General features: G+C 71.3%; 16 protein-coding genes and 1 pseudogene. 6 read left to right on the top strand and 11 right to left on the bottom strand.

All coding sequences use genetic code 11. The features are described 5' to 3' along the window. Positions 1 to 3 precede the first annotated feature (3 nt). Both AOZ53_RS27480 and AOZ53_RS27475 read right to left on the bottom strand, forming a co-directional pair. A complete protein-coding gene (locus tag AOZ53_RS27480; RefSeq protein ID WP_054478884.1) occupies positions 4 to 993 on the bottom strand; it encodes a tripartite tricarboxylate transporter substrate binding protein in 990 nt (329 codons plus the stop codon). Further along, positions 990 to 1,826 carry an amidohydrolase family protein gene (locus AOZ53_RS27475; protein ID WP_054490192.1) on the bottom strand — a complete coding sequence of 279 codons (837 nt, stop codon included), beginning with the start codon at positions 1,824 to 1,826 and terminating at the stop codon, positions 990 to 992. Before AOZ53_RS27475 ends, AOZ53_RS27480 begins: the two co-directional genes overlap by 4 nt. 120 nt (positions 1,827 to 1,946) lie before the next feature. On the opposite strand from AOZ53_RS27475, the gene AOZ53_RS27470 reads away from it, so the two are divergent. Next, the gene (locus AOZ53_RS27470; RefSeq protein WP_054435243.1) at positions 1,947 to 2,834 is read left to right on the top strand and encodes a LysR family transcriptional regulator; all 888 of its coding nucleotides are present in this window, start codon (positions 1,947 to 1,949) and stop codon (positions 2,832 to 2,834) included. Positions 2,835 to 3,008: 174 nt separating this feature from the next. Continuing rightward, positions 3,009 to 4,841, top strand: coding sequence for an ABC transporter ATP-binding protein/permease (locus AOZ53_RS27465; protein WP_054490190.1), 1,833 nt, complete (start codon positions 3,009 to 3,011; stop codon positions 4,839 to 4,841). A gap of 91 nt (positions 4,842 to 4,932) precedes the next feature. Here AOZ53_RS27465 and AOZ53_RS27460 read toward each other — a convergent pair whose 3' ends face one another. Beyond that, positions 4,933 to 5,736, bottom strand: a complete 804-nt coding sequence (locus AOZ53_RS27460) for an aspartate dehydrogenase (RefSeq protein WP_054478875.1) — start codon at positions 5,734 to 5,736, stop codon at positions 4,933 to 4,935. A 171-nt stretch (positions 5,737 to 5,907) separates the two neighbouring features. Between AOZ53_RS27460 and AOZ53_RS27455 the strand changes: the two genes are divergently transcribed. Further along, positions 5,908 to 6,414, top strand: a complete 507-nt coding sequence (locus tag AOZ53_RS27455; protein WP_054478873.1) for a GNAT family N-acetyltransferase — start codon at positions 5,908 to 5,910, stop codon at positions 6,412 to 6,414. On the opposite strand, the gene AOZ53_RS27450 is transcribed toward AOZ53_RS27455, so the two are convergent. The 8 genes from AOZ53_RS27450 to AOZ53_RS27415 all read right to left on the bottom strand — a co-directional run bounded on the left by AOZ53_RS27450 (position 6,395) and on the right by AOZ53_RS27415 (position 15,848). Next, positions 6,395 to 7,306, bottom strand: a complete 912-nt coding sequence (locus AOZ53_RS27450) for a BMP family ABC transporter substrate-binding protein (protein WP_054490188.1) — start codon at positions 7,304 to 7,306, stop codon at positions 6,395 to 6,397. The two genes, AOZ53_RS27455 and AOZ53_RS27450, sit on opposite strands and share 20 nt — an antisense overlap. Beyond that, positions 7,303 to 8,280, bottom strand: coding sequence for a Bug family tripartite tricarboxylate transporter substrate binding protein (locus AOZ53_RS27445; RefSeq protein WP_054478869.1), 978 nt, complete (start codon positions 8,278 to 8,280; stop codon positions 7,303 to 7,305). Before AOZ53_RS27445 ends, AOZ53_RS27450 begins: the two co-directional genes overlap by 4 nt. Before the next feature lie 92 nt (positions 8,281 to 8,372). Beyond that, positions 8,373 to 9,761 (bottom strand): amidohydrolase, encoded by a 1,389-nt coding sequence (locus AOZ53_RS27440; RefSeq protein WP_054490186.1) that lies wholly within the window; start codon positions 9,759 to 9,761, stop codon positions 8,373 to 8,375. 179 nt (positions 9,762 to 9,940) lie between these two features. Further along, complete coding sequence (locus AOZ53_RS27435; RefSeq protein ID WP_054490184.1) at positions 9,941 to 11,434, bottom strand: MFS transporter; 1,494 nt, start codon at positions 11,432 to 11,434, stop codon at positions 9,941 to 9,943. Positions 11,435 to 11,533: 99 nt separating this feature from the next. Beyond that, positions 11,534 to 12,484 (bottom strand): Bug family tripartite tricarboxylate transporter substrate binding protein, encoded by a 951-nt coding sequence (locus AOZ53_RS27430; RefSeq protein ID WP_054435218.1) that lies wholly within the window; start codon positions 12,482 to 12,484, stop codon positions 11,534 to 11,536. Between the two features lie 55 nt (positions 12,485 to 12,539). Further along, positions 12,540 to 13,805, bottom strand: coding sequence for a carboxylesterase/lipase family protein (locus tag AOZ53_RS27425; RefSeq protein ID WP_054435215.1), 1,266 nt, complete (start codon positions 13,803 to 13,805; stop codon positions 12,540 to 12,542). A gap of 163 nt (positions 13,806 to 13,968) precedes the next feature. After that, complete coding sequence (locus AOZ53_RS27420; RefSeq protein ID WP_054435212.1) at positions 13,969 to 14,919, bottom strand: adenosine deaminase; 951 nt, start codon at positions 14,917 to 14,919, stop codon at positions 13,969 to 13,971. An 8-nt stretch (positions 14,920 to 14,927) separates the two neighbouring features. Beyond that, positions 14,928 to 15,848 carry a LysR family transcriptional regulator gene (locus AOZ53_RS27415; RefSeq protein WP_054435210.1) on the bottom strand — a complete coding sequence of 307 codons (921 nt, stop codon included), beginning with the start codon at positions 15,846 to 15,848 and terminating at the stop codon, positions 14,928 to 14,930. A gap of 112 nt (positions 15,849 to 15,960) precedes the next feature. Between AOZ53_RS27415 and AOZ53_RS27410 the strand changes: the two genes are divergently transcribed. The 3 genes and pseudogenes from AOZ53_RS27410 to AOZ53_RS35140 all read left to right on the top strand — a co-directional run. Continuing rightward, positions 15,961 to 16,647 carry a hypothetical protein gene (locus tag AOZ53_RS27410; RefSeq protein WP_231690698.1) on the top strand — a complete coding sequence of 229 codons (687 nt, stop codon included), beginning with the start codon at positions 15,961 to 15,963 and terminating at the stop codon, positions 16,645 to 16,647. A 27-nt stretch (positions 16,648 to 16,674) separates the two neighbouring features. Then, positions 16,675 to 18,015: an MATE family efflux transporter gene (locus tag AOZ53_RS27405; protein ID WP_054490179.1), complete on the top strand. Its 1,341-nt coding sequence runs from the start codon at positions 16,675 to 16,677 to the stop codon at positions 18,013 to 18,015. Positions 18,016 to 18,215: 200 nt separating this feature from the next. After that, a pseudogene (locus tag AOZ53_RS35140) lies at positions 18,216 to 18,551 on the top strand (lytic murein transglycosylase); the annotation flags it as partial.

Here is an 18,551-nt window from a genome sequence, read left to right as displayed (position 1 = left end):
TACTCAATCCAGTTTCAGATCGGCTTCCTTGACCACGCGCTGCCACTTGGCGATCTCGGCGCGGCGGAAGGTGTCGAGTTCGGCGGGCGTGGAGCCGATGGGCTCGGCGCCGATGCCTTCGAGCTGCTCGGCGATCTGCGGGTCCTTCAGCACCTTGGCCAGCGCCTGGGAAACCTTGTTGACGATTTCCGGCGGCGTGCCGGCCGGCGCGAACACCGCGTTCCACTCATACGTCTCGTAGCCGGGCACGCCGGATTCGGCGATGGTGGGCAGGTCCGGCGCCGCCTTGGAGCGTTCCGAGCCGCCCACGGCGATCGCGCGCAGCTTGCCGTTCTTCACGTGCTGCCAGGCCGAGCCCATGCTGGCGAACATCACCGGCACCTGGCCGGACATGACGTCGATCATGGCCGGGCCGCCGCCCTTGTAGGCGACGTGCTGCAGCTGGGTCTTGGCCAGCAGGTTGAAGAGTTCGCCGGCCAGGTGCTGGGCCGAGCCGGGGCCGGCCGAGGCGAAGTAGACGTGGTCCTTGCTGCCGGGCTGGCCCAGGCGGATCAGGTCGGCCACGGTCTTGACCTCGTACGACGGGGTCACCACCAGCACGTTGGGCACGCGCAACAGCAGCGACACCGGCGCGAACGCGGTCAGGGTGTCGAACTGCATCTTGGAATGCAGCGCGGGGTTCTGCGCGTGGTTGGACGCGTCCAGCATCAGCGTGTAGCCGTCGGGCTGGGCCTTGGCGACCACGGCGCCGCCGATCATGCCGCCGGCGCCGCCGCGGTTTTCGATGACCACCGGCTGGCCCAGTTCAGCCGCCAGCTTGGGGCCGATCAGGCGGGCCACCACGTCGACCGTGCCGCCGGGCGGGTAGGTCACGACCAGCGTGACGGCGCGCTCGGGGTAGGCGGCGGCAGCGGTGCCGGCGGCGCCAGCCAGCAGACCGGCGGCAGCCAGCAGGCTGGCGCGGCGCGCGAGGCGTTGGAACAGAGGGGTCATTGGAATTCTCCTTGGAATTGGAACAGCCGCAACGGTGTCTCGGCGAGTACGGCGCGCCGTTGCGTAGGGTCGTCGATCCAGTCGTCCAGCCACTGCGTTGCCGCGGGGTAGGACGCCAGGTGGCGATGCTCGGTGTGGGGCCAGTCGCTGCCCCACATGAGGCGGGCGGGCGTGTAGGCGTCCAGCAGTTGCCGCGCGGCCTCGCGGCCGGCGCTGGCACAGGCCGCCCCGGTCCAGTTGCGGTAGGGCGCGGACAGCTTTACCCAGACCTGGCCGCTGGCGGCCTGCCGCAGCAGGTAGCCGAATCCGGGGTCGGCCACGCCGAGGGCCGGGTCGGGACGGCCGAAGTGATCCACCACCACGCGGCAGCCGGCCTGCAGCAGCGCCGGCATGATATCGGCCAGGCGCGCGGCCTGCACGTGGACCTCGACGTGCCAGCCGAGCGCGTTGACGCGCGCCAGCAGGGATTGCCACGCCGGCGTGCGCGGGTCGGGCAGGGCCAGGCCGATCAGGTTGAGCCGGATGCCGACCACGCCGGCCGCGGCCAGGGCCTGCAGCCCGGCGTCGTCGATCGCGGGGTCCACCACCGCCACGCCGCGCAGCCGCGTCGGCGCGGCGCGCAGCGCCTGTACCAGGTGGCTATTGTCGGTGCCCAGGAAGCTGGGCTGCACCAGCACGCCATGCGACAGCCCGTGCGCGTCCAGCAGGCCCAGGTATTGGGCCAGCGGGGCGTCGTAGTCCGGGGTGTGGCGGCGCGTGTCCGCCAACGCCAGGCCCTGCAGGAAGACGTGGGCGTGGCTGTCGACGGCGGGGCCGGTGACGGAGGGGGGCAAGGCAGTCTCCTGGGCGGGGTCCGTGCCCCGCGCGTTATGTAAGGTTCTGTAAACGGCATTCTAGGGAGGCAGGGTATAGTTTTCCATTCTGGAAAGTTGCTTTATTTATATTGGATTGATATGGAAACCCGGCATTTGCGCTACTTCCTGGCGGTGGTGGACCACGGCAGCGTCAGCCGCGCCTCCGAATGGCTGGGCATCGCCCAGCCGGCGTTGAGCCAGGCCCTGGGACGCATGGAAAAGGACCTGGGCGTGCGCTTGTTCGAGCGCTCGCGCCAGGGCACCACGCCGACCCCCGCGGCCCAGGCCATCCTGGAGGACGTGCGCGCCAGCGTCGCGCGCATCGACGCCGCCGCGCGCCGGGCCCGCGAGATCGGCCGCGGCAGCGCCGGCCAGCTGACGGTGGGGCTGGTGTCGTCGGCGCTGTTCGACACGCTGCCGCGGGCCTTGCGCGAGATGCGGCGGCAGGCGCCCGGCGTGCGCGTGATCCTGCGCGAGATGAGCAACGCCGAGCAGGCCGAGGCGCTGCAGACGGGCGAGATCGACATCGGCCTGATGCATACGCCGGTGGCCGTGGGCGGCCGCATGCGCGAGCGCCAGCTGCTGCGCGACCGGCTGGTGGCGGCCGTGCCGGACGAGTTCGACGTCGCCGCCGATGGCCAGGTCTCGATGGCGCAGATCGCGCAGGCCGGCCTGGTGATGTATCCGCAATCGCAACTGCCGGCGTTCTATGCCGACATCCTCGACGCCATGCGCAAGGGCGGCCATGACGCCCACGTGGCGCAGGAGGCCAACCGCACCCTGACCGTGCTGGCCTGCGTGGCTGGCGGCTGCGGCGTGGCGCTCTTGCCCAGCTGGATCCGCTCGATGGATTTCCGCGGCGTGCGCTTTTGCGAAGTGCGCGACGGCGAGCGCCTGCCCAGCTTCGACCTGAGCGCGATCTGGCCGGCCCGTTCGGTGCCGACGCTGGCCGACCTGTTCGCCAACCTGGACCTGGCCGGCCACTGACGCGCCGCGCCAATCACCGCCAGATCCTCGAACATTTCCCGGCGCCTTTCCGGGATCTTTCATGACGCCTTCAGTTACGCCGGAGAACACTTAAGCCACGCTTAAGACGGCGCTTGCGCCGGAACCGCGCCGCCCCGGCCGTTCTAACCAGAAACGGCATCAGAGGGGTGGCTCATGGATCTGAACTGGCAGCAACAGCTGTGGGAAAGCGCGCTCTGGCTGGCGCGCGCGTTCGGCATCAGCGTGGTCGCGCTGGCAGTGGCGACGCTGGCGCTGGCGCGCTGGACCGACTGGGGGCGCAAGTTCTGGCGCCTGGCCTGGCCCTACCTGACGCCGCGGCGCAGCTGGCGCCCGCTGCTGACGCTGGCCGCGCTGTTGTTCCTGGCGATGTTCTCGGTGCGCATGACCGTGCTGTTTTCGTTCTGGTACAACGGCTTCTACAGCGCGCTGCAGGCGCTCGATCCGAACGCGTTCTGGCGCTTCCTGGGCATCTTCTCGGTGCTGGCCACGGTGCACGTGATCCGCACCCTGATCGACAGCTACGCCGGCCAGGCCTTCGACATCCACTGGCGGGTCTGGCTCAACGACAGCCTGACGCGCGACTGGCTCGGCGCGCGCGCCTACTACCGCGGCCATTTCGTCGGCGAGCCGGTCGACAACCCCGATCAGCGCATCGAGCAGGACATCGCCCTGTTCGTGACCGGATCACGCTCGCTGGCGATCGGCGCGTTGAGCGCCGTGGTGTCGCTGGTGGCGTTCACCGGCATCCTGTGGAACCTGTCCGGCGCGCTCGAGGTGGCGGGTGTCGAGATCCCGCGCGCCATGGTGTTCATGGTGTATGTGTATGTGCTCGTCGCCACCTTGTTCGCGTTCCGCATCGGCCGGCCGCTGATCCTGCTGAACTTCCTGTCCGAGCGGCTCACCGCCAACTTCCGCTATGCCCTGCTGCGGCTGCGCGAGAATGCCGAAAACGTGGCCTTCTACCAGGGCGAGGAAGTCGAGCGGGTGACGTTGTGGGCGCGCTTCTCGGCCTACATCGCCAACCTGTGGGCGCGGGTGTACCGGGGTCTGAAGTTCGACGGCTTCAACCTGGTGGTGAGCCAGGTGGCCGTGGTGTTCCCGTTCCTGTTGCAGGCGCAGCGCTTCTTCAGCGGCGCGATCAAGCTGGGCGACGTCATGCAGACCTCGCAGGCGTTCGGCCAGGTGCAGGATTCGCTGTCGTTCTTCCGCACCTCGTACGATTCGTTCGCGCAGTACCGCGCCACGCTCAACCGCCTGGCCGGTTTTCTCGACGCCAACGCGGCGGCGCGCGAGCTGCCGGCGATCGCGGCGCTGCCTTTGCCGGACGCCATGGAAATCAGCGGATTGGACGTGTCGCGTCCCGATGGCCGCGCGCTGCTGCGGCAGTTGGATCTGGCGCTGCATCCGGGCCAGGCCCTGCTGATCAAGGGGCCGTCGGGCAGCGGCAAGACCACCCTGCTGCGCGCCCTGGCGGGCCTGTGGCCCTACGCGCAGGGCACGGTGCGGCGGCCGCAGGGCGCGGCCGCGCTGTTCCTGTCGCAGCGTCCCTATCTGCCGCTGGGCAAGCTGCGCGATGCCGTGGCCTATCCCGGGCATGCGCGGGCCGGCGACGACGCGCGCCTGACGGCGGCCCTGCGGGCGGTGAATCTGGGGCATCTGGCGGCGCGGCTGGACCACGAGGCCGACTGGTCGCGCATCCTGTCGATCGGCGAGCAGCAGCGCGTGGCGTTCGCGCGCGTGCTGTTCAACCGGCCGGCCATCGTGTTCCTGGACGAGGCCACCTCGGCCACCGATGAAGGGCTGGAACACATGCTGTACGGCTTGCTGCGCGAGCAGCTGCCGGACGCCATGCTGGTGAGCGTCGGTCACCGCAGCACGCTGGACGCGTTCCACACCCACCGGCTGGACCTGGACGGAGAGGGCGGCTGGCGCGCCGGGCCGCTGGCCGCGGCGCCGGGGCCGGTGCTGACGTGGGCGGCGGCCTGAGGCCGGCGCGAGGCGTTGCGCCGCGCGGCCCGGTCCCGGTGGTCGGCCGCCGGCTGGGGCGCGGGCGGCGCCCGTCGTGCGCGGATGCCGCTCAGGTGCCGACGCGCAGCGGGCCGGTCAGCTTGCGCAGCGCCGCGATCACGCTTTGCGCGGTGATGCGGCCGGTCTTCGGGTTGGCCGACGGGATGTTCTGGATTTCCATCGAGAACGAGGCGGAGTCGGACACCACTTCGACGCGGTGCACGTTGCGCTCGAGCGACGGATCGGCCCAGATCTCCAGCGTGGTGCGGTCCGGGCCGATGCCGGCCAGCGATACGCTCACCGCCACGTTCAGGTTGGCCGGGAAGCCCACCGCCGCTTCGCGCGGCGAACCGCGGAAGATCAGGCGCGGCTCGGTGATGCCGTCGATGTCGATGTTGTTGTCGGTCAGGTAGGGCGCGCCCAGCAGGCCGCGCACCGGCTTGCGCGTGATCATCGTGACCGAGTGGATCTCGCCTTCGGCGGCGGCGGTGATCGCGTCCAGGCCCAGGATGGCGCCGGACGGCACCAGGATCTGGCCGTGGTGGCGGCGCGCGACCTCGATCAGGTCGTCGTGGCGCAGCAGCGCGCCGGAACTCAGCACCACCAGCTTCTTGCCGGCCGTGAGCACCGGCTCGGCCAGTTCGCGGAACACGGCGGCGGGGGCGCATTCGACCACCACGTCGCAATGGTCGGCCAGTTCGCCGATGGTGGTGAACACCGGCTTGGCGTTCCGCCAGGCCACCGCGGGCGCGGCCTGGGGATCGCGCACGGCCACGGCGGCCAGCGTCAGGCCGGGCAGGCCGGCATCCAGGGATTGCGCCACGGCCTGGCCGATGGCGCCGAAGCCGGCGATGCCGACGCGGTAGCTGTTCATGGAAGATTCCGGAGAAGGGGCGCGAGGCGCCGTCAGGTTCGCGGGCCGGCCGGCGGCAGGGTGGCCGGCCAGGGTCGGCGGTCACTGTAGCGAGGGGCCGGGCGGGCGTCAATCATCGCGGGGCTTACACTCGCGGTCTGTGCCATGCATTCATCGCCAAGGAGAAGGGTCATGCGAATTTCCGCCGAAACCCCCGACGACATCGACGCCATCTTCGCGTTGACCCAGCAAGCCTTCCAGGACCATCCCCACAGCCAGCAGACCGAGGGCTACATCATCGACGCGCTGCGCGCGGCCGGCGCGCTGACGCTGTCGCTGGTGGCGCGCGAGGACGGCAGGGCCGTGGGTCACATCGCCTTTTCGCCTGTCGCGATCAGCGACGGCGCGGCGGATTGGTATGGGCTTGGGCCGGTGGCGGTGCTGCCCGCGATGCAGGGGCGCGGCATCGGCGCGGCCCTGATCGAGGCTGGCCTGGCCGCGCTCAAGGCGCGCGGCGCGGCCGGCTGCGTGGTGATGGGCGATCCGGCGTACTACACGCGCTTCGGCTTCGCGGCGACGCCGGCCCTGACCTACCCCGGCGTGCCGCCGGAGTACTTCATGGCGCAGGCGTTCACCCAGCCGGCGCGGGGCGAGGTGGCGTACCACGCGGGCTTCGCGGCTACCGGGCCGGCGGCGTGAATTCCGGTCCCGTGTAGTCGGGCGCGACCGCGATCTCGCCGCGCGCCAGCCGCGCAGACCAGTCGTCCAGCGCGCGGCGTTCCTCCGCGCTGACGTCCGCGCCCAGCGCCAGCCGCAGCGATGCGCCCGCTTCCAGGCCGAAATGCGTGACCGCGCCGACCCGCAGCGCGCCGGCGGCGTGATCGGCCGCGGCCCGTTCCACGCACAGCCCCGAGTCGGCCAGCGCCGACGCCAGGTACACGGCCGGATCGCGCGCCACCCAGTCCAGCACATTGCCGATCTGCCACAGGCCATGGCGGCGGCAGGCGCGGCTGATGCCGTCGCGGCCGCCGTCCATCATCGCGAACACCACGCGGGCGCCGTCGGCCGCCAGCGCGTCGGTCCAGGCCTCGGCCAGCGCCGGGTCGTGCTGGTTGCCGCAGAAACCGGTCAGCGGATCCTGCCCGCGCACGCGGCGCACGCCATCGGCATAGGCGGCGCGGCCCTTCAGCCCCGGCCGCACGCGTTCCCCCGACAGATGCGCGGCGCCGCCGCGCAGGCCCGCCAGCACGCCGGCCAGGAAGGCCGTGTGCTCCTGCAGGATTTCATACGAGGCGACATTGGCCGCATGATGGCTGCCCTGGGTGATGGCGAACTGGGTGCGCGGAAAGCGCGGCGCCACCCGCGCCACTGGCGCATCGCCCTGGCCGCCATGCACGATGACCAGGTCCGGCGCGGCGGCGCACAGGTCCGCGAGGCGCGCGGCGCGCGCGTCGGGGTCGTTGGCCGTGATCCATTCCATCTGCAACGGCTGGCCCGCGCGCGCGGCGCGCGCCGCGCCTTCGACGGCGGCCTCGTTGAAGCCGCCGCGGCCGGGTTGGCCGAACAGCGCCAGCAACCGGCGCGCGCTCACAGGCTGGCTCCGGTGGCGCGCACCACCGGTCCCCAGGCCTCGGCCTGGCGCCGCACGAAGTCGGTGAATTCGCTGGATGACTTCTGCGCCAGCACGAAGCCCTGGCCTTCCAGCTTGGCGCGGATCTCCGGGGTGCGCAGCACCTGCGTCAAGGCGTTGTACAGGCGTTCGCTGACGGCGTCGGACAGGCCCGCCGGGCCCGACAGGCCGACGAAATTCTCGGCCACCAGGCCGGGATAGCCCAGTTCGCCCACCGCCGGAATCTCCGGCGCCTGCGGCACGCGCTGCGCGGTGGTCACGGCCAGCAGGCGCAATTGGCCGGTGCGCAGGAACGGCAGGTTCTGCGGCAGCGCATCCACCGCGAAACGGATCTGTCCGCCCAGCAGGTCGTTGCGCATCGCGCCCGAGCCCTTGTAGGGAATGTGTTCGAGCCGCGCGCCGGTCTGGCGCGCGTACAGTTCGCCGACGATCTGGCCGACCGACGCCAGGCCGCCGCTGCCGTACTGCACCGGCGCCGGCTGCGCCTTGATCCACTCGGTCAGTTGCGCGAAGGTCTCGACCGGCACCGACGGATGCACCACGAACGCGGTCGGCACCGCGCCCAGGTAGGCCACGTGGCGGAAGCTGGCCAGCGGGTCGTAGTTGTGCTGCGGCATCAGCGCGGGCGAGATCGACAGCGGCGCCGAGTTCGACATCAGCAGGGTGTAGCCGTCGGCCGGCGCCTGCGCCACCTGCGTCGCGCCGATGGTGGAACCGGCGCCGGGACGGTTGTCGATGACGATCGATTGCCCCAGCAGGTCGCCCAGCGCCGGCGCGATGACGCGCGCGGCGATGTCGCTGGCGCCGCCCGGCGGAAACGTCACCACCAGGCGGATGGGCCGTTCGGGCCAGGCGGCGGCGCGCGCCCGGCGCGGACGCGCAAGCGGCAGGGCCAGCGTGCTGGCAAGCAGGAATCGGCGGCGGGAGATCGGCATGGCGGGTCGGCGCTTTGGCGGCAAAGGGCCGTACTGTAGGAAACCATGCCGTCCGCCACAAAGACTTTATGGCGGTTTGCTTATGCCGGGCGCTAGCTGCCTTGTTTGGCCTTGGCCATGTAGTCCACCGTCAGGTTCGACAGCGCCCGCACGCCGTTGATCAGGCCCGATTCGTCCACGTAGAAACGCGGCGAATGATTGGGCGCGGCCGTCTCGGGATCGACGTCCTTGGGCGTGACGCCGAGATAGAAGAACATGCCCGGCACCTTCTCCTGGTAGAACGAGAAGTCCTCGGACGCCGTCGACTTGGGTTGCAGGCCGTAGTTGCCTTCGCCCGCCACGCGCCGCAGCGTCGCGCCCATTTCCTCGGTCAGGCCGGGGTTGTTGACGGTGGCGTTGTAGAGCTCGACCACCCGCACGTCCGCCTTGGCGCCCGCGCTTTGCGCGATCTGCGTGGCGGTGCGCGCGATGCGCTGGTGGATGTCCTTCTTCATGCCCTCGTCATACGTGCGGATGGTGCCCGTCATGGCGACGCTGTCCGGCACGATGTTCATGCGGTTGCCGCCGTGGATGGCGCCCACGGTGATGACGGCCGGCTCCAGCATGCTGTTGATCTGGCGGCTGGGAATGGTCTGCAGGCCCAGGATGATCTGTGAGCTGACCACGATCGGGTCGATGCCCGACCACGGCCGCGCGCCGTGCGTCTGCTTGCCGGTGACGTCGATCCAGAATTGGTCGGCGGCGGCCATCGCCGGGCCGCTGCGCCACGACAGCTTGCCCACCGGATAGCTGCTGGAGACATGCAGCCCGAAGATCGCGTCGACCTTGGGATTGTCCAGCACGCCTTCCTGCACCATCATCTTGGCGCCCCAGATCTTCTTGCCGTCCGGCTCGAAGTCGGCCGGGCTTTCCTCGGCCGGCTGGAAGATGAACTTGACGCTGCCGGGCAGCTGGTCCTTCATGCCGGCGAGCACTTCGGCGGTGGCCATCAGGATGGCGGTGTGGGCGTCGTGGCCGCAGGCGTGCATCACGTCCACTTCCTTGCCCAGGTAGGTGCCCTTGGCCTTGGAGGCGAACGGCACGTCGACCTGTTCCTTGACCGGCAGCGCGTCCATGTCGGCGCGCAGCGCCACCACCGGGCCGGGCTTGCCGCCCTTGAGCAGCGCCACCACGCCGGTGCCGGCCACGCCGGTCTTCACTTCCATGCCGAGCGCGCGCAGATGGTCGGCCACCAGCTTGGAAGTGCGCGTTTCCTGGTTGCCCAGTTCGGGGTGCTGGTGGATGTCGCGGCGCCAGGCGATGAGCTTGTCCTCGATGGCCTTGGCGCGCTGGTCGATCTGCGCGGCCAGTTCGGGGGCGGGCGCCGGCGCCAGCGGCCCCTGCGTGCCCGGCGCGCTTTGCGCGGCGGCGGCGCCGCTCAGCGCCAGGTGCGCGGCCAGCGCCAACGGCGCCAGGCGGAACAGGATCTTGCGGTGTTGCATGGCATGTCTCCTCTTGGTTGTTAACCTGTTATTGGGCGGAGATCTTACCGGAGCGCATGCACGGCGGCGCGCTTGTTACGCCTGCTTAAGAACGGCGCGATTTGATTCCGGGCGCTGGAATTCCATGCGCTGGAATTCCGCGTCCAGCCTGGGTTCCATGCGCCCGTCCCGGCATCCATTCATGCCGCTCGCAGCACCGGCCGCGCGCCGCGCGTGACCCACAACAGCAGCAGCGCCGCCAGCAGCGAGGCCGCGCCGGCGCCGGCCATGGCGGCATGGAAGCCGCCCGCCAGCGCATCGGCGAACAGCGCCGCCACGCCATCGGGCCGCGCCGGCAGCACATGCTGGGTGACCGCGATGCGCGCCACCGCCTGCGCATCCGCCTGGCCCAGCCGCGTCAGCGCCGTGGCCAGGCCGTCGACCGCGCGGCCGCTCATCAACGCGCCGAGCAGCGCGATGCCGATGGTCATGCCGGTCTGGCGCAGCGCGTTCATGGTGGCCGAAGCCATGCCCGAGCGCTCGCGCGGCACGGTCGCCATCACCGCCATGCTGGTGGCCGGCACCGACAGTCCCATGCCCAGTCCCAGCAGCACCATCAGCGAGCCCGACAGCGCATAGGGCGTGTGGGCGTCGAAGCTCATCATGCCCAGCATGGCCGCGCCGACCATGGCGTAGCCGGCGATCATCAGCCGCGGCAGGCCGAAGCGCTGGTTCAGCCGGCCGAACACCGTCGACACGATTCCGGTGGCCACGAATTGCGGCGCCAGCTGCCAGCCGGCTTCCAGCGGTGACAGGCCGCGCACGTGCTGCAGGTAGAGCGAGAAGAAGAACAGGCTGCTGTAGGCGCCGAAGCCCATCACGAACGACGCGAAGTTGGTGCTGGCGAAGCCGGCGTCGCGGAACAGGCCCAACGGCAGGATGGGGCGCGCCACGGTGTGCTCGACCCACAGGAAGGCGATCAGCCCGAGCGCGGCCACGGCCAGCGCGGCGAGGGTGGCCGGCGCCTGCCAGCCGTGTTCGCCGGCGGTGATCAGGCCATACGTCAGCGCGCCCAGCCAGACCACGCTCAGGGCCTGGCCGATTGGATCGAAGGCGGCGTGCTCGGGATGCGCGCTTTCCTGGATGCCCCAGGCGCCCAGCGCGATCGCCACCACGCCCACCGGCAGGTTGATCAGGAAGATGCTCTGCCAGCTGAAGTGCGCCACCAGCAGGCCGCCCAGCATCGGGCCGACGATCAGCGAAATGGCATTGCACGACGCCCACAGGCCGATGGCGCGGGCGCGCTCGGCGGGATCGGGAAAGGCCTGCGTCAGCAGCGACATCGCGCCCGGGATCAGCAGCGCGCCGGCCACGCCCTGCACCGCGCGCCCGGCCAGCAGCAGCGGCAGGTTGTCGGCCATCCCGCAGAACGCCGAGCCCAGCGTGAACAGCGCCACGCCCGCCAGCCACGAGCGCTTGCGGCCGTAGCGGTCGCCCAGCGGGCCGGCCGACAGCATGAAGGCCGACAGGAACAGGGCGTAGGCGTCCACCACCCATTGCAGGCCGGCCATGTCGATGCGCAGCGCCGCCTGCATGGTGGGCAGGGCGACGTTGACGATGCTGATGTCCAGGATGGTGATGAAGCTGCCCAGGTTGACGGCGAACACCAGGGCGCGGCGGCGATTGGGAGTCATGCGGATGGCCGGAAGAAAGGGGATGACCGCATTCTAATAAATGACTGACCGTCGGTCAATAAAGAATGAACGGGCTTCCCCCGGCCCGCGCTGGCGCGCCTACTGCAGCTTGATTCCCAGTTCCTTGATCAGTGGCTCCATCTGCGCGCGATCGGCGGCGATGGTGTCGGCCAGTTCCTGCGCGCTGCCGCCGATCGGAATCATGCCCAGCGTTTCCATCTGCGCCTTCATCGCCGGTTCCTTGAGGATGTCCGCGACCGACTGCTGGATCCGCGCCACGCGGTCGGCCGGCACGCCGGCCGGCGCCATCAGGCCGATCCACGGTTGCGGCGCGTAGTCGCCCATGCCCGACTCGCGCAGCGTGGGCGTGTCCGGCAGGCCGGGAAAGCGCTGCGGGCTGGTGATGGCCAGCGCCCGCAGGCGGCCGCTGTCGATCAGGCCCTTCGAACTGGAGGGGGCGTCCAGCCCCACGTCGAGCTGGCCGCCGATCAGGTCGTTCTGCGTCTTGCCGGACGAGGACGACGGGATGTACAGCGCCTTGATGCCGGCGCGCCGGGCGGTCTGCTCCCACACCAGGTGGAAGGCGGTGCCGATCGAGAACGAACCCACCGTCAGGCTGCGCGCCTTGCTCTCGCGCACGAAGTCCTGCCAGGTCTTGATGGGGCTGTCGCTGGGCACGATGAAAAGGAACGGCGTGCGCGCCACCAGCGCCACCGGCTGCAGGTCCTTTTGCGGATCGAACGGCAGGTGGTCGACCGCGAACGGCACGATCGTCACCGACGACGCCACCACCATGCCCAGCGTGTAGCCGTCCGGCGCCGACTTGACCAGCGCGCCGGTGCTGATGATGCCGGACGCGCCGGGCCTGTTTTCCACCACCACCGCCTGGCCCCAGGCGGTGGACAGCTTGCTGGCCAGCACGCGCAGCATCACGTCGACCGGACCGCCCGGCGGATTGGAGACGATGATCTTGACCGGCTTGTCCGGATAGGCCGCGCCGGCGGCGGCGGGCAGCAGCAGGGCGAGCGCGATGGCGAATGGCTTGAGCATTGGTATTCCCCTTGTCGATGTTGGACGCGCCGGGTCATGCGCCCGGCGCGGGACTTCAGGCCAGCCGTTCCAGGTGCGGCGCGGCCGGCCACGCGGGCGTTTCGCCGCGAATGAAAGCGATCCAGGCGCGTTGCGTGGTCTGCGCCAGCGCGGCGGCCTGTGTTGGCGCCAGGCCTTGCAGCATGGGCGCGTCGGCAAAGGCCGCGAGCGTGTCGAAGACGAACGGCAGCTCGATGCAGTGGCAGGCCTGGAAACGGGTCGTGGGCGCCACGTCGAAGCGCGCCAGCCAGGCCTGGCGGCCCTGGGCGGCGGCATCCGCGGCCCACTGGCGCGATGGCGCGCCGAACACCGCCTCGCTGGCGGCCGCGCAGTCGGGGCCGTCGCCGCCGGGAAACGCCGCCATTTCGTCGCGGGTGTAGCTGACCAGCACGTCGGCGCGGCCAGCCGCCTGGCGCAAGGCCGGCGCGATGTCGGCCGGCAGCACCTGGCCATCGAGCACCGGGCCGAACAGGCTGCGGCGGCTGCTTTCGGCCTGCAGGGCCGCGATGACCGCGGGCGCCTGCTGCGCCGCCAGCAGCCGCTCGACCGGCAGCGCGCGGGCGTGTTCGAGCGTGTCGGCGCCGGCGGCGGCCAGGAATGCCTGGCCCAGCGCCGCGGCCTGCGCGCTGCTGCGAAAGCCGCGGCCGAGCGCGGCGCTCTGCAGGATGGCGCGGCCAAAGCGCGGCCGCCGCGCCAGCATGGCGCAGATCGACGAGGCGCCGGCCGACTGGCCCATCAACGTGACGCGGGCCGGGTCGCCGCCCAGGTCCTGGATGTTGTCGAGCACCCAGTCGATGGCGCATTCCTGGTCCAGCAGGCCGACGTTGGCGGTCTCGCCCGGCACGTGCAGCCAGCCCAGCGCGGCCAGCCGGTAGTTCACCGCCACCACCACGACGTCGCCGCGCGCCGCCAGGCGCGCGCCGTTGTACCAGTCGAGCGCGCCGCCGCCGCTTTGCCAGGCGCCGCCATGCAGCCACACCACCACCGGCCGGCGGCGCGCGTCGGCGGCGGGCGTCCACACCGTCAGGTGCAGGCAGTCTTCGGCCTGCGGCGCGTCGAAGTCGCCCATGGCGCCGCGCAGGCGCGAGGGCAGTTGCGGCGCCACGCTGCCGGGGCGGGTGGCATCGCGCGGGCCGCGCCAGCGGGCCGGCTGGGGCGGCGCGAAGCGCAGCGCGCCCACGGGCGGTTCGGCATATGGAATGGCGCTGAAGCGGCAGGCGTCGCCGTCGCGCAGTCCGGTCAACCTGCCGGCGCGCAGGTCGGCCTGAACGGTGTCAGTCATGGTCTGGTCCCTTGTCGTCCTGGTTTCCGGCGGAGGGCATGCAGGGCCGCCATCCGCTCGGGACTATGGTAGGGACGAAAGGGGGCGGGCAGACATGCCGGTTTCGAACCGGGCCATGCGCAACCCGCATACCCCGTGCCGCGACCGGGGCTGCCGGCCGGGGCTACTTCAGGATGCGCGCATCCATGCTGTTGTCGGCCAGCGCCTGGGCCTGCGCCTGGCTCATGCCCAGGTGCTCGTACAGCGCGTGGAAGTTCTCGGTGACGTAGCCGCCGAAGTAGGCCGGGTCGTCGGAGTTGACCGTGACCTTCACGCCGGCGTCCAGCAGCGACAGGATGTTGTGCTGCGACATGTGGTCGAACACACGCAGGCGGGTGTTCGACAGCGGACATACCGTCAAGGGGATCTGTTCGTCGATCAGGCGCGCCATCAGGCGCGGGTCCTCGGCGGCGCGCACGCCGTGGTCGATGCGCAGCACCTTCAGCAGGTCCAGCGCCTCCCAGATGTATTCGGGCGGGCCTTCCTCGCCCGCATGGGCCACGGCCGGCAGGCCTTCGGCGCGGGCGCGGTCGAAGACGCGCTGGAACAGGCGCGGCGGAAAGCCCTTTTCGCTGCTGTCCAGGCCGACGGCGATGAAGGCGTCGCGGTAGGGCAGCGCCTCTTCCAGCGTGCGCATGGCCTGCTCCTCGGGCAGGTGGCGCAGGAAGCTGAGGATCAGGCCGCTGCTGATGCCGAGCTTCTTGCGGCCGTCTTCGAGCGCCTGGCTGATGCCGTCCAGCACCACCTTGAACGGCACGCCGCGGTCGGTGTGGGTCTGCGGATCGAAAAAGGGCTCGGTGTGCACCACGTTCTGCTCGTGGCACTTGACCAGGTAGTCCCAGGTCAGGTCGTAGAAATCCTGCTCGGTGCGCAGCACGTCGGCGCCGCGGTAGTACAGGTCGAGGAATTCCTGCAGGTTGCCGTAGTTGTAGGCGGCGCGCAGCGCGTCCATGTCCGGCCATGGCAGCGCCACGCCGTTGCGGTGGGCCAGCCGGAACAGCAGCTCGGGTTCGAGCGTGCCTTCCAGGTGCAGGTGCAGTTCCGCCTTGGGCAGGGTGTTGAGCCAGTCGTACATGGGCGCTCCTAAGAAGAAGATTGGATGGCCTCGGCCAGCGTGTCGGCGAAGGCGCGGGCCTGGCGGGTGCTGGGCCGGTCGCGGCGCCAGATGGCCGCCAGCGGCGAGCGCCGCAGGGCGGGACGGGGCGCCAGCACCACCACCTCGCCGCGCGCGGCGCGCACCGCCGCGACGCTGCCGGGCAGCATCCACAGATAGGGTCCGACCGTCAGCAGTTCGCGGCCGAATTCCAGGGATAGGGCGCCGATCATATCCGGAATCGGCAGGCCTTCCCGTAACAGCAGCATTTCCAGCTCGCCGCGGATGCGGCTGCCGGGCAGCGCCGTGATCCACGGGTAGGCGACGCAATCGGCCAGCGTGACCTCGGGCCGTTCGGCCAGCGGATGGGCGGGCGCGCAGGCCAGCACCACGGCGTCTTCCAGCAGGGTGGCCGAGCGGTAGATGCGCGGATCGACCGTGGACGAGAAGCGGCTGATCAGCACGTCCAGCGCGCCGGCGTCCAGGTCCTCGATCAGGCGCTCGTGCGTGCCGATCTCCAGTGTCAGCGTGATGCGCGGATGCCGCTCGCGAAAGCGCGAGGCGGCCTGCGCCACCGGCCAGCCGGCGAACATCGAGAAGCAGCCCACCGTCAGGCTGCCCTCGTCGCCGCGCAACAGCGCCGCCAGGTCGATCTCGGCCTTGCGAAAGCCGGTCAGCAGCTGGCGCGCGTGGCGGCACATGGCCTCGCCCAGCGGCGTACAGCTGGTGCCGCGCGCGGTGCGCTCGAACAGCCGCGCGCCCACCAGTTCCTCGATCTCGGCGATGGCGCGCGACAGGCCCGACTGCGTGCTGTGCAACTGCGCCGCCGCCTTGGACAGGTTGCCCAGCTCGGCGACCGTCAGCACGATCTCCAGGTGCCGGGTGCGGAGTTTTCCTTTGAAGGGCGTCATGGCGGGCGGCAGAGTAGCGATGCGCCGATTATTCTCCGGCGCCGGGGCCTTGGCAACGCGGGTGACGGGTTTCGGTATAGTTGCTCGCCATGGAAACGGAGGGGAGCGGGCAATGACGAGGATGATGGGCGCCACCCTGGGGCTGGCCGCGCGGCGGCTGGCGGCCTTCCTGGCGTTGGCGGCGCTGGCCGGATGCGGCACGTCGACGGTGGACGGGGTCAGGGTCGAGTGGCCGCCGTTCAAGGATGGCGCGGCGCTGGTGCTGCCCTCGGATCCGGCGCAGTGCCCGGACCTGGCCGGCCGCTATCGCGCCGCCGGCGAATTGCGTGACGGCAAGGCCATGGCCGGCGCCGCCGACCTGCAACGCTTCCTGGCCGACACGCTCGGCCTGCCCGGCCTGCGCGACACCGCCGAGCGCGCCTGGCGCCCCACGGCGGCCGCCAGCGTGACCCTGGTCAGCGTCGCGGGCGGCTGGCGCGTCGAGGCCGACGACGGCCTGGGCGGCGGCAGCGCTGACCTGCTGCGGCAACGCGATGGCGCCGCCGATCCCGATGCGCCGGGCGAGAACGTGCCCGGCATCCAGCGCTTCAGCGGCTGTACCCAGGGCCGTTTCTGGATCAGCGCCCGGCGCGACTGGCGCCAGTACGAATCGATGGGCATGTACCGCACCATGGCGCTGCTGCGGCCGCTGGCGGGCGGGCTGCTGGTGACCGTGCAGCGCGAGTCGCAGAGCATCGGCCTGCTGCCCTGGTATTCGTCGGATGAGGTCCGCGCGCAATACTGGTTCGCGCCGCGCTAGGAGAGCCGCCTGGACGCCGCCGCCGCCATGCCCGCGCGTTTCGTCTCCGGACCGTTGCGCGGCCATGTGCTCGAGATGGTCCTGACCGGCTGGGCCAGCATGCTGGCCGTGTTCGCTGTTGAATTCCTGACCCTGCTGTACCTGGGCACGCTGCGCGACGAGGCGGTGCTGGCGGCGGTGGGCTTCGGCTCGATGACGCTGTTCACCATCACGTCGATCTGCATCGGCGTGACCGTGGGCGGCGCGGCGCAGGTGTCGCGCGCCCTCGGCGCCGGCGATGCCTTGCGCGCGCGCCGGCTGGCGGCGGCCTCGCTGGTGCTGATGGGCGCGGCCACGCTGCTGTCGGCGGCGGTGTTCCTGCTGGCGATCGGGCCGTTCACGCGGGCGATCGGGCTGGCGCCGGACGTGCGGGCGTTGCTGCTGTCCTATGTGGCCATCACCGCGCCGTTCTCGGTGGCGATGGGCCTGGGCATGATGCTGTCCAACCTGCTGCGCGCCGCCGGTCGCGGACGCCAGTCGATGTGGGTGCTGCTGGCCGGCACCGCCACCGTGGCGGCGCTGGATCCGCTGGTGATTTTCGTGTTCGACGGCGGCATGCGCGGCGTGGCCTGGGCCGGCGGCGTCGGTCGCGTGGCGACGGTGGCGCTGGGCGCCTGGCTGGTGTTCGGGCGCTACCGGCTGGTGGCGCGGCCGGCGCGGGCCAGCCTGCGCGCCGATCTGGCCGCCGTCGGCGGCATCGCGCTGCCGGCCACGCTGAGCGCGCTGGCCACGCCCGCGGCGGTGGTCTTCACCGCCTCCACCTACGCCGGCTTCGGTCCCAGCGTCATGGCCGGCGCGACCGTGGTGGACCGGGTGCTGCAACTGTCGTACTCGCTGTTCTTCGTGCTGCCCGGCGCCATCGGCCCGATCCTGGGCCAGAACCTGGGGGCGGGGCAGTGGCCGCGGGTGCGGCAGACCGTGCGCATCACGCTCGGCCTGGCGCTGGCCTATGGCTTCGGCGCGGCCACGCTGCTGGCCTTGCTGGCGCCGTGGATTCCCGACCTGTTCCAGGTCACCGGGCCGGGTCGCGACCTGGTGCTGGTCTTCTGCCGCTACGCCAGCTTCATCTGGGCGATCAACAGCGTGTTCTTCGTATCCGTGGCGGTGTTCAACAACCTGGGCTACGCCACCTATGCCACCGTCATCGGCTGGCTGCGCGCCACCGTCGGCACGCTGCCGTTCGTGTGGGTCGGCGCCCACTACGGCGGCGCGCAGGGCGTGCTGCTGGGGCAGACCCTGGGCTTCGCCCTGTCGAGCCTGCTGGCGCTGGCGCTCTGCCGGCGGGTGTTGCGCCAGCCACCGGCCAGCCTAGCGCCCGGCCCGGCCTGAGACGGCGCCCCGCGACGGTTCCGGCCGGGCCAGGGACCGTGCGTCGCGGCCGTTCCGGCATGGCCAGGGGCTGTGCGTCACGGCCGTTCCGGCATCGCCAGCCGGGGAATCCACGGTCCGGCGGCGCCCCGTCCAGGCCATTCGATTTCGGCGCCCGGTCGCGGTACGATCCGGGCTGACTTCGATTTTTCAGGATTGCCATGCGACAGCGTCTCCTTCGCGCCCGAATCGATCCCCTTGCGCGCGCGGTCCTCGCCGCCGCGTTCTGCGTCGCCGCCGTCGGCGCCGCCCAGGCCCAGTCGCCTGCTTCCGCCACCGGCACGCGCAGTCCCGGGGCCCAGCCCGCCACGTCCGGCCCGACGCTGACGCCCAAGCGCAGCTTCGACGATCCGGCCACGCCCGCCGCCGCCCCGGCCGCCGCGCCCGCGGCCGTCCCGGACGATACGCGCGCCGCCCCGCCGACGAACGTGCACGCGCCTGCCCCGGCGGCTGCTCCTGCGCCCGCGCCCGCCACGGCGGCCCCGGCTCCCGCGCCC

The organism is Achromobacter sp. 2789STDY5608621 (assembly GCF_001299375.1).
Classification (GTDB): Bacteria; Pseudomonadota; Gammaproteobacteria; order Burkholderiales; family Burkholderiaceae_B; genus Achromobacter; species Achromobacter insuavis.
The sequence above is the reverse complement of the archived record's forward strand: the minus strand, read 5'-3'. Positions and strand labels throughout refer to the sequence as shown.

Bases quoted from the DNA above. Each gene is read 5' to 3' on its own strand.
- AOZ53_RS27480 (WP_054478884.1), bottom strand. From the start codon at position 993: ATGACCCCTCTGTTCCAACGCCTCGCGCGCCGCGCCAGCCTGCTGGCT.
- AOZ53_RS27470 (WP_054435243.1), top strand. From the start codon at position 1,947: ATGGAAACCCGGCATTTGCGCTACTTCCTGGCGGTGGTGGACCACGGC.
- AOZ53_RS27465 (WP_054490190.1), top strand. From the start codon at position 3,009: ATGGATCTGAACTGGCAGCAACAGCTGTGGGAAAGCGCGCTCTGGCTG.
- AOZ53_RS27460 (WP_054478875.1), bottom strand. From the start codon at position 5,736: ATGAACAGCTACCGCGTCGGCATCGCCGGCTTCGGCGCCATCGGCCAG.
- AOZ53_RS27455 (WP_054478873.1), top strand. From the start codon at position 5,908: ATGCGAATTTCCGCCGAAACCCCCGACGACATCGACGCCATCTTCGCG.
- AOZ53_RS27445 (WP_054478869.1), bottom strand. From the start codon at position 8,280: ATGCCGATCTCCCGCCGCCGATTCCTGCTTGCCAGCACGCTGGCCCTG.
- AOZ53_RS27440 (WP_054490186.1), bottom strand. From the start codon at position 9,761: ATGCAACACCGCAAGATCCTGTTCCGCCTGGCGCCGTTGGCGCTGGCC.
- AOZ53_RS27435 (WP_054490184.1), bottom strand. From the start codon at position 11,434: ATGACTCCCAATCGCCGCCGCGCCCTGGTGTTCGCCGTCAACCTGGGC.
- AOZ53_RS27430 (WP_054435218.1), bottom strand. From the start codon at position 12,484: ATGCTCAAGCCATTCGCCATCGCGCTCGCCCTGCTGCTGCCCGCCGCC.
- AOZ53_RS27425 (WP_054435215.1), bottom strand. From the start codon at position 13,805: ATGACTGACACCGTTCAGGCCGACCTGCGCGCCGGCAGGTTGACCGGA.
- AOZ53_RS27420 (WP_054435212.1), bottom strand. From the start codon at position 14,919: ATGTACGACTGGCTCAACACCCTGCCCAAGGCGGAACTGCACCTGCAC.
- AOZ53_RS27415 (WP_054435210.1), bottom strand. From the start codon at position 15,848: ATGACGCCCTTCAAAGGAAAACTCCGCACCCGGCACCTGGAGATCGTG.
- AOZ53_RS27410 (WP_231690698.1), top strand. From the start codon at position 15,961: ATGACGAGGATGATGGGCGCCACCCTGGGGCTGGCCGCGCGGCGGCTG.
- AOZ53_RS27405 (WP_054490179.1), top strand. From the start codon at position 16,675: ATGCCCGCGCGTTTCGTCTCCGGACCGTTGCGCGGCCATGTGCTCGAG.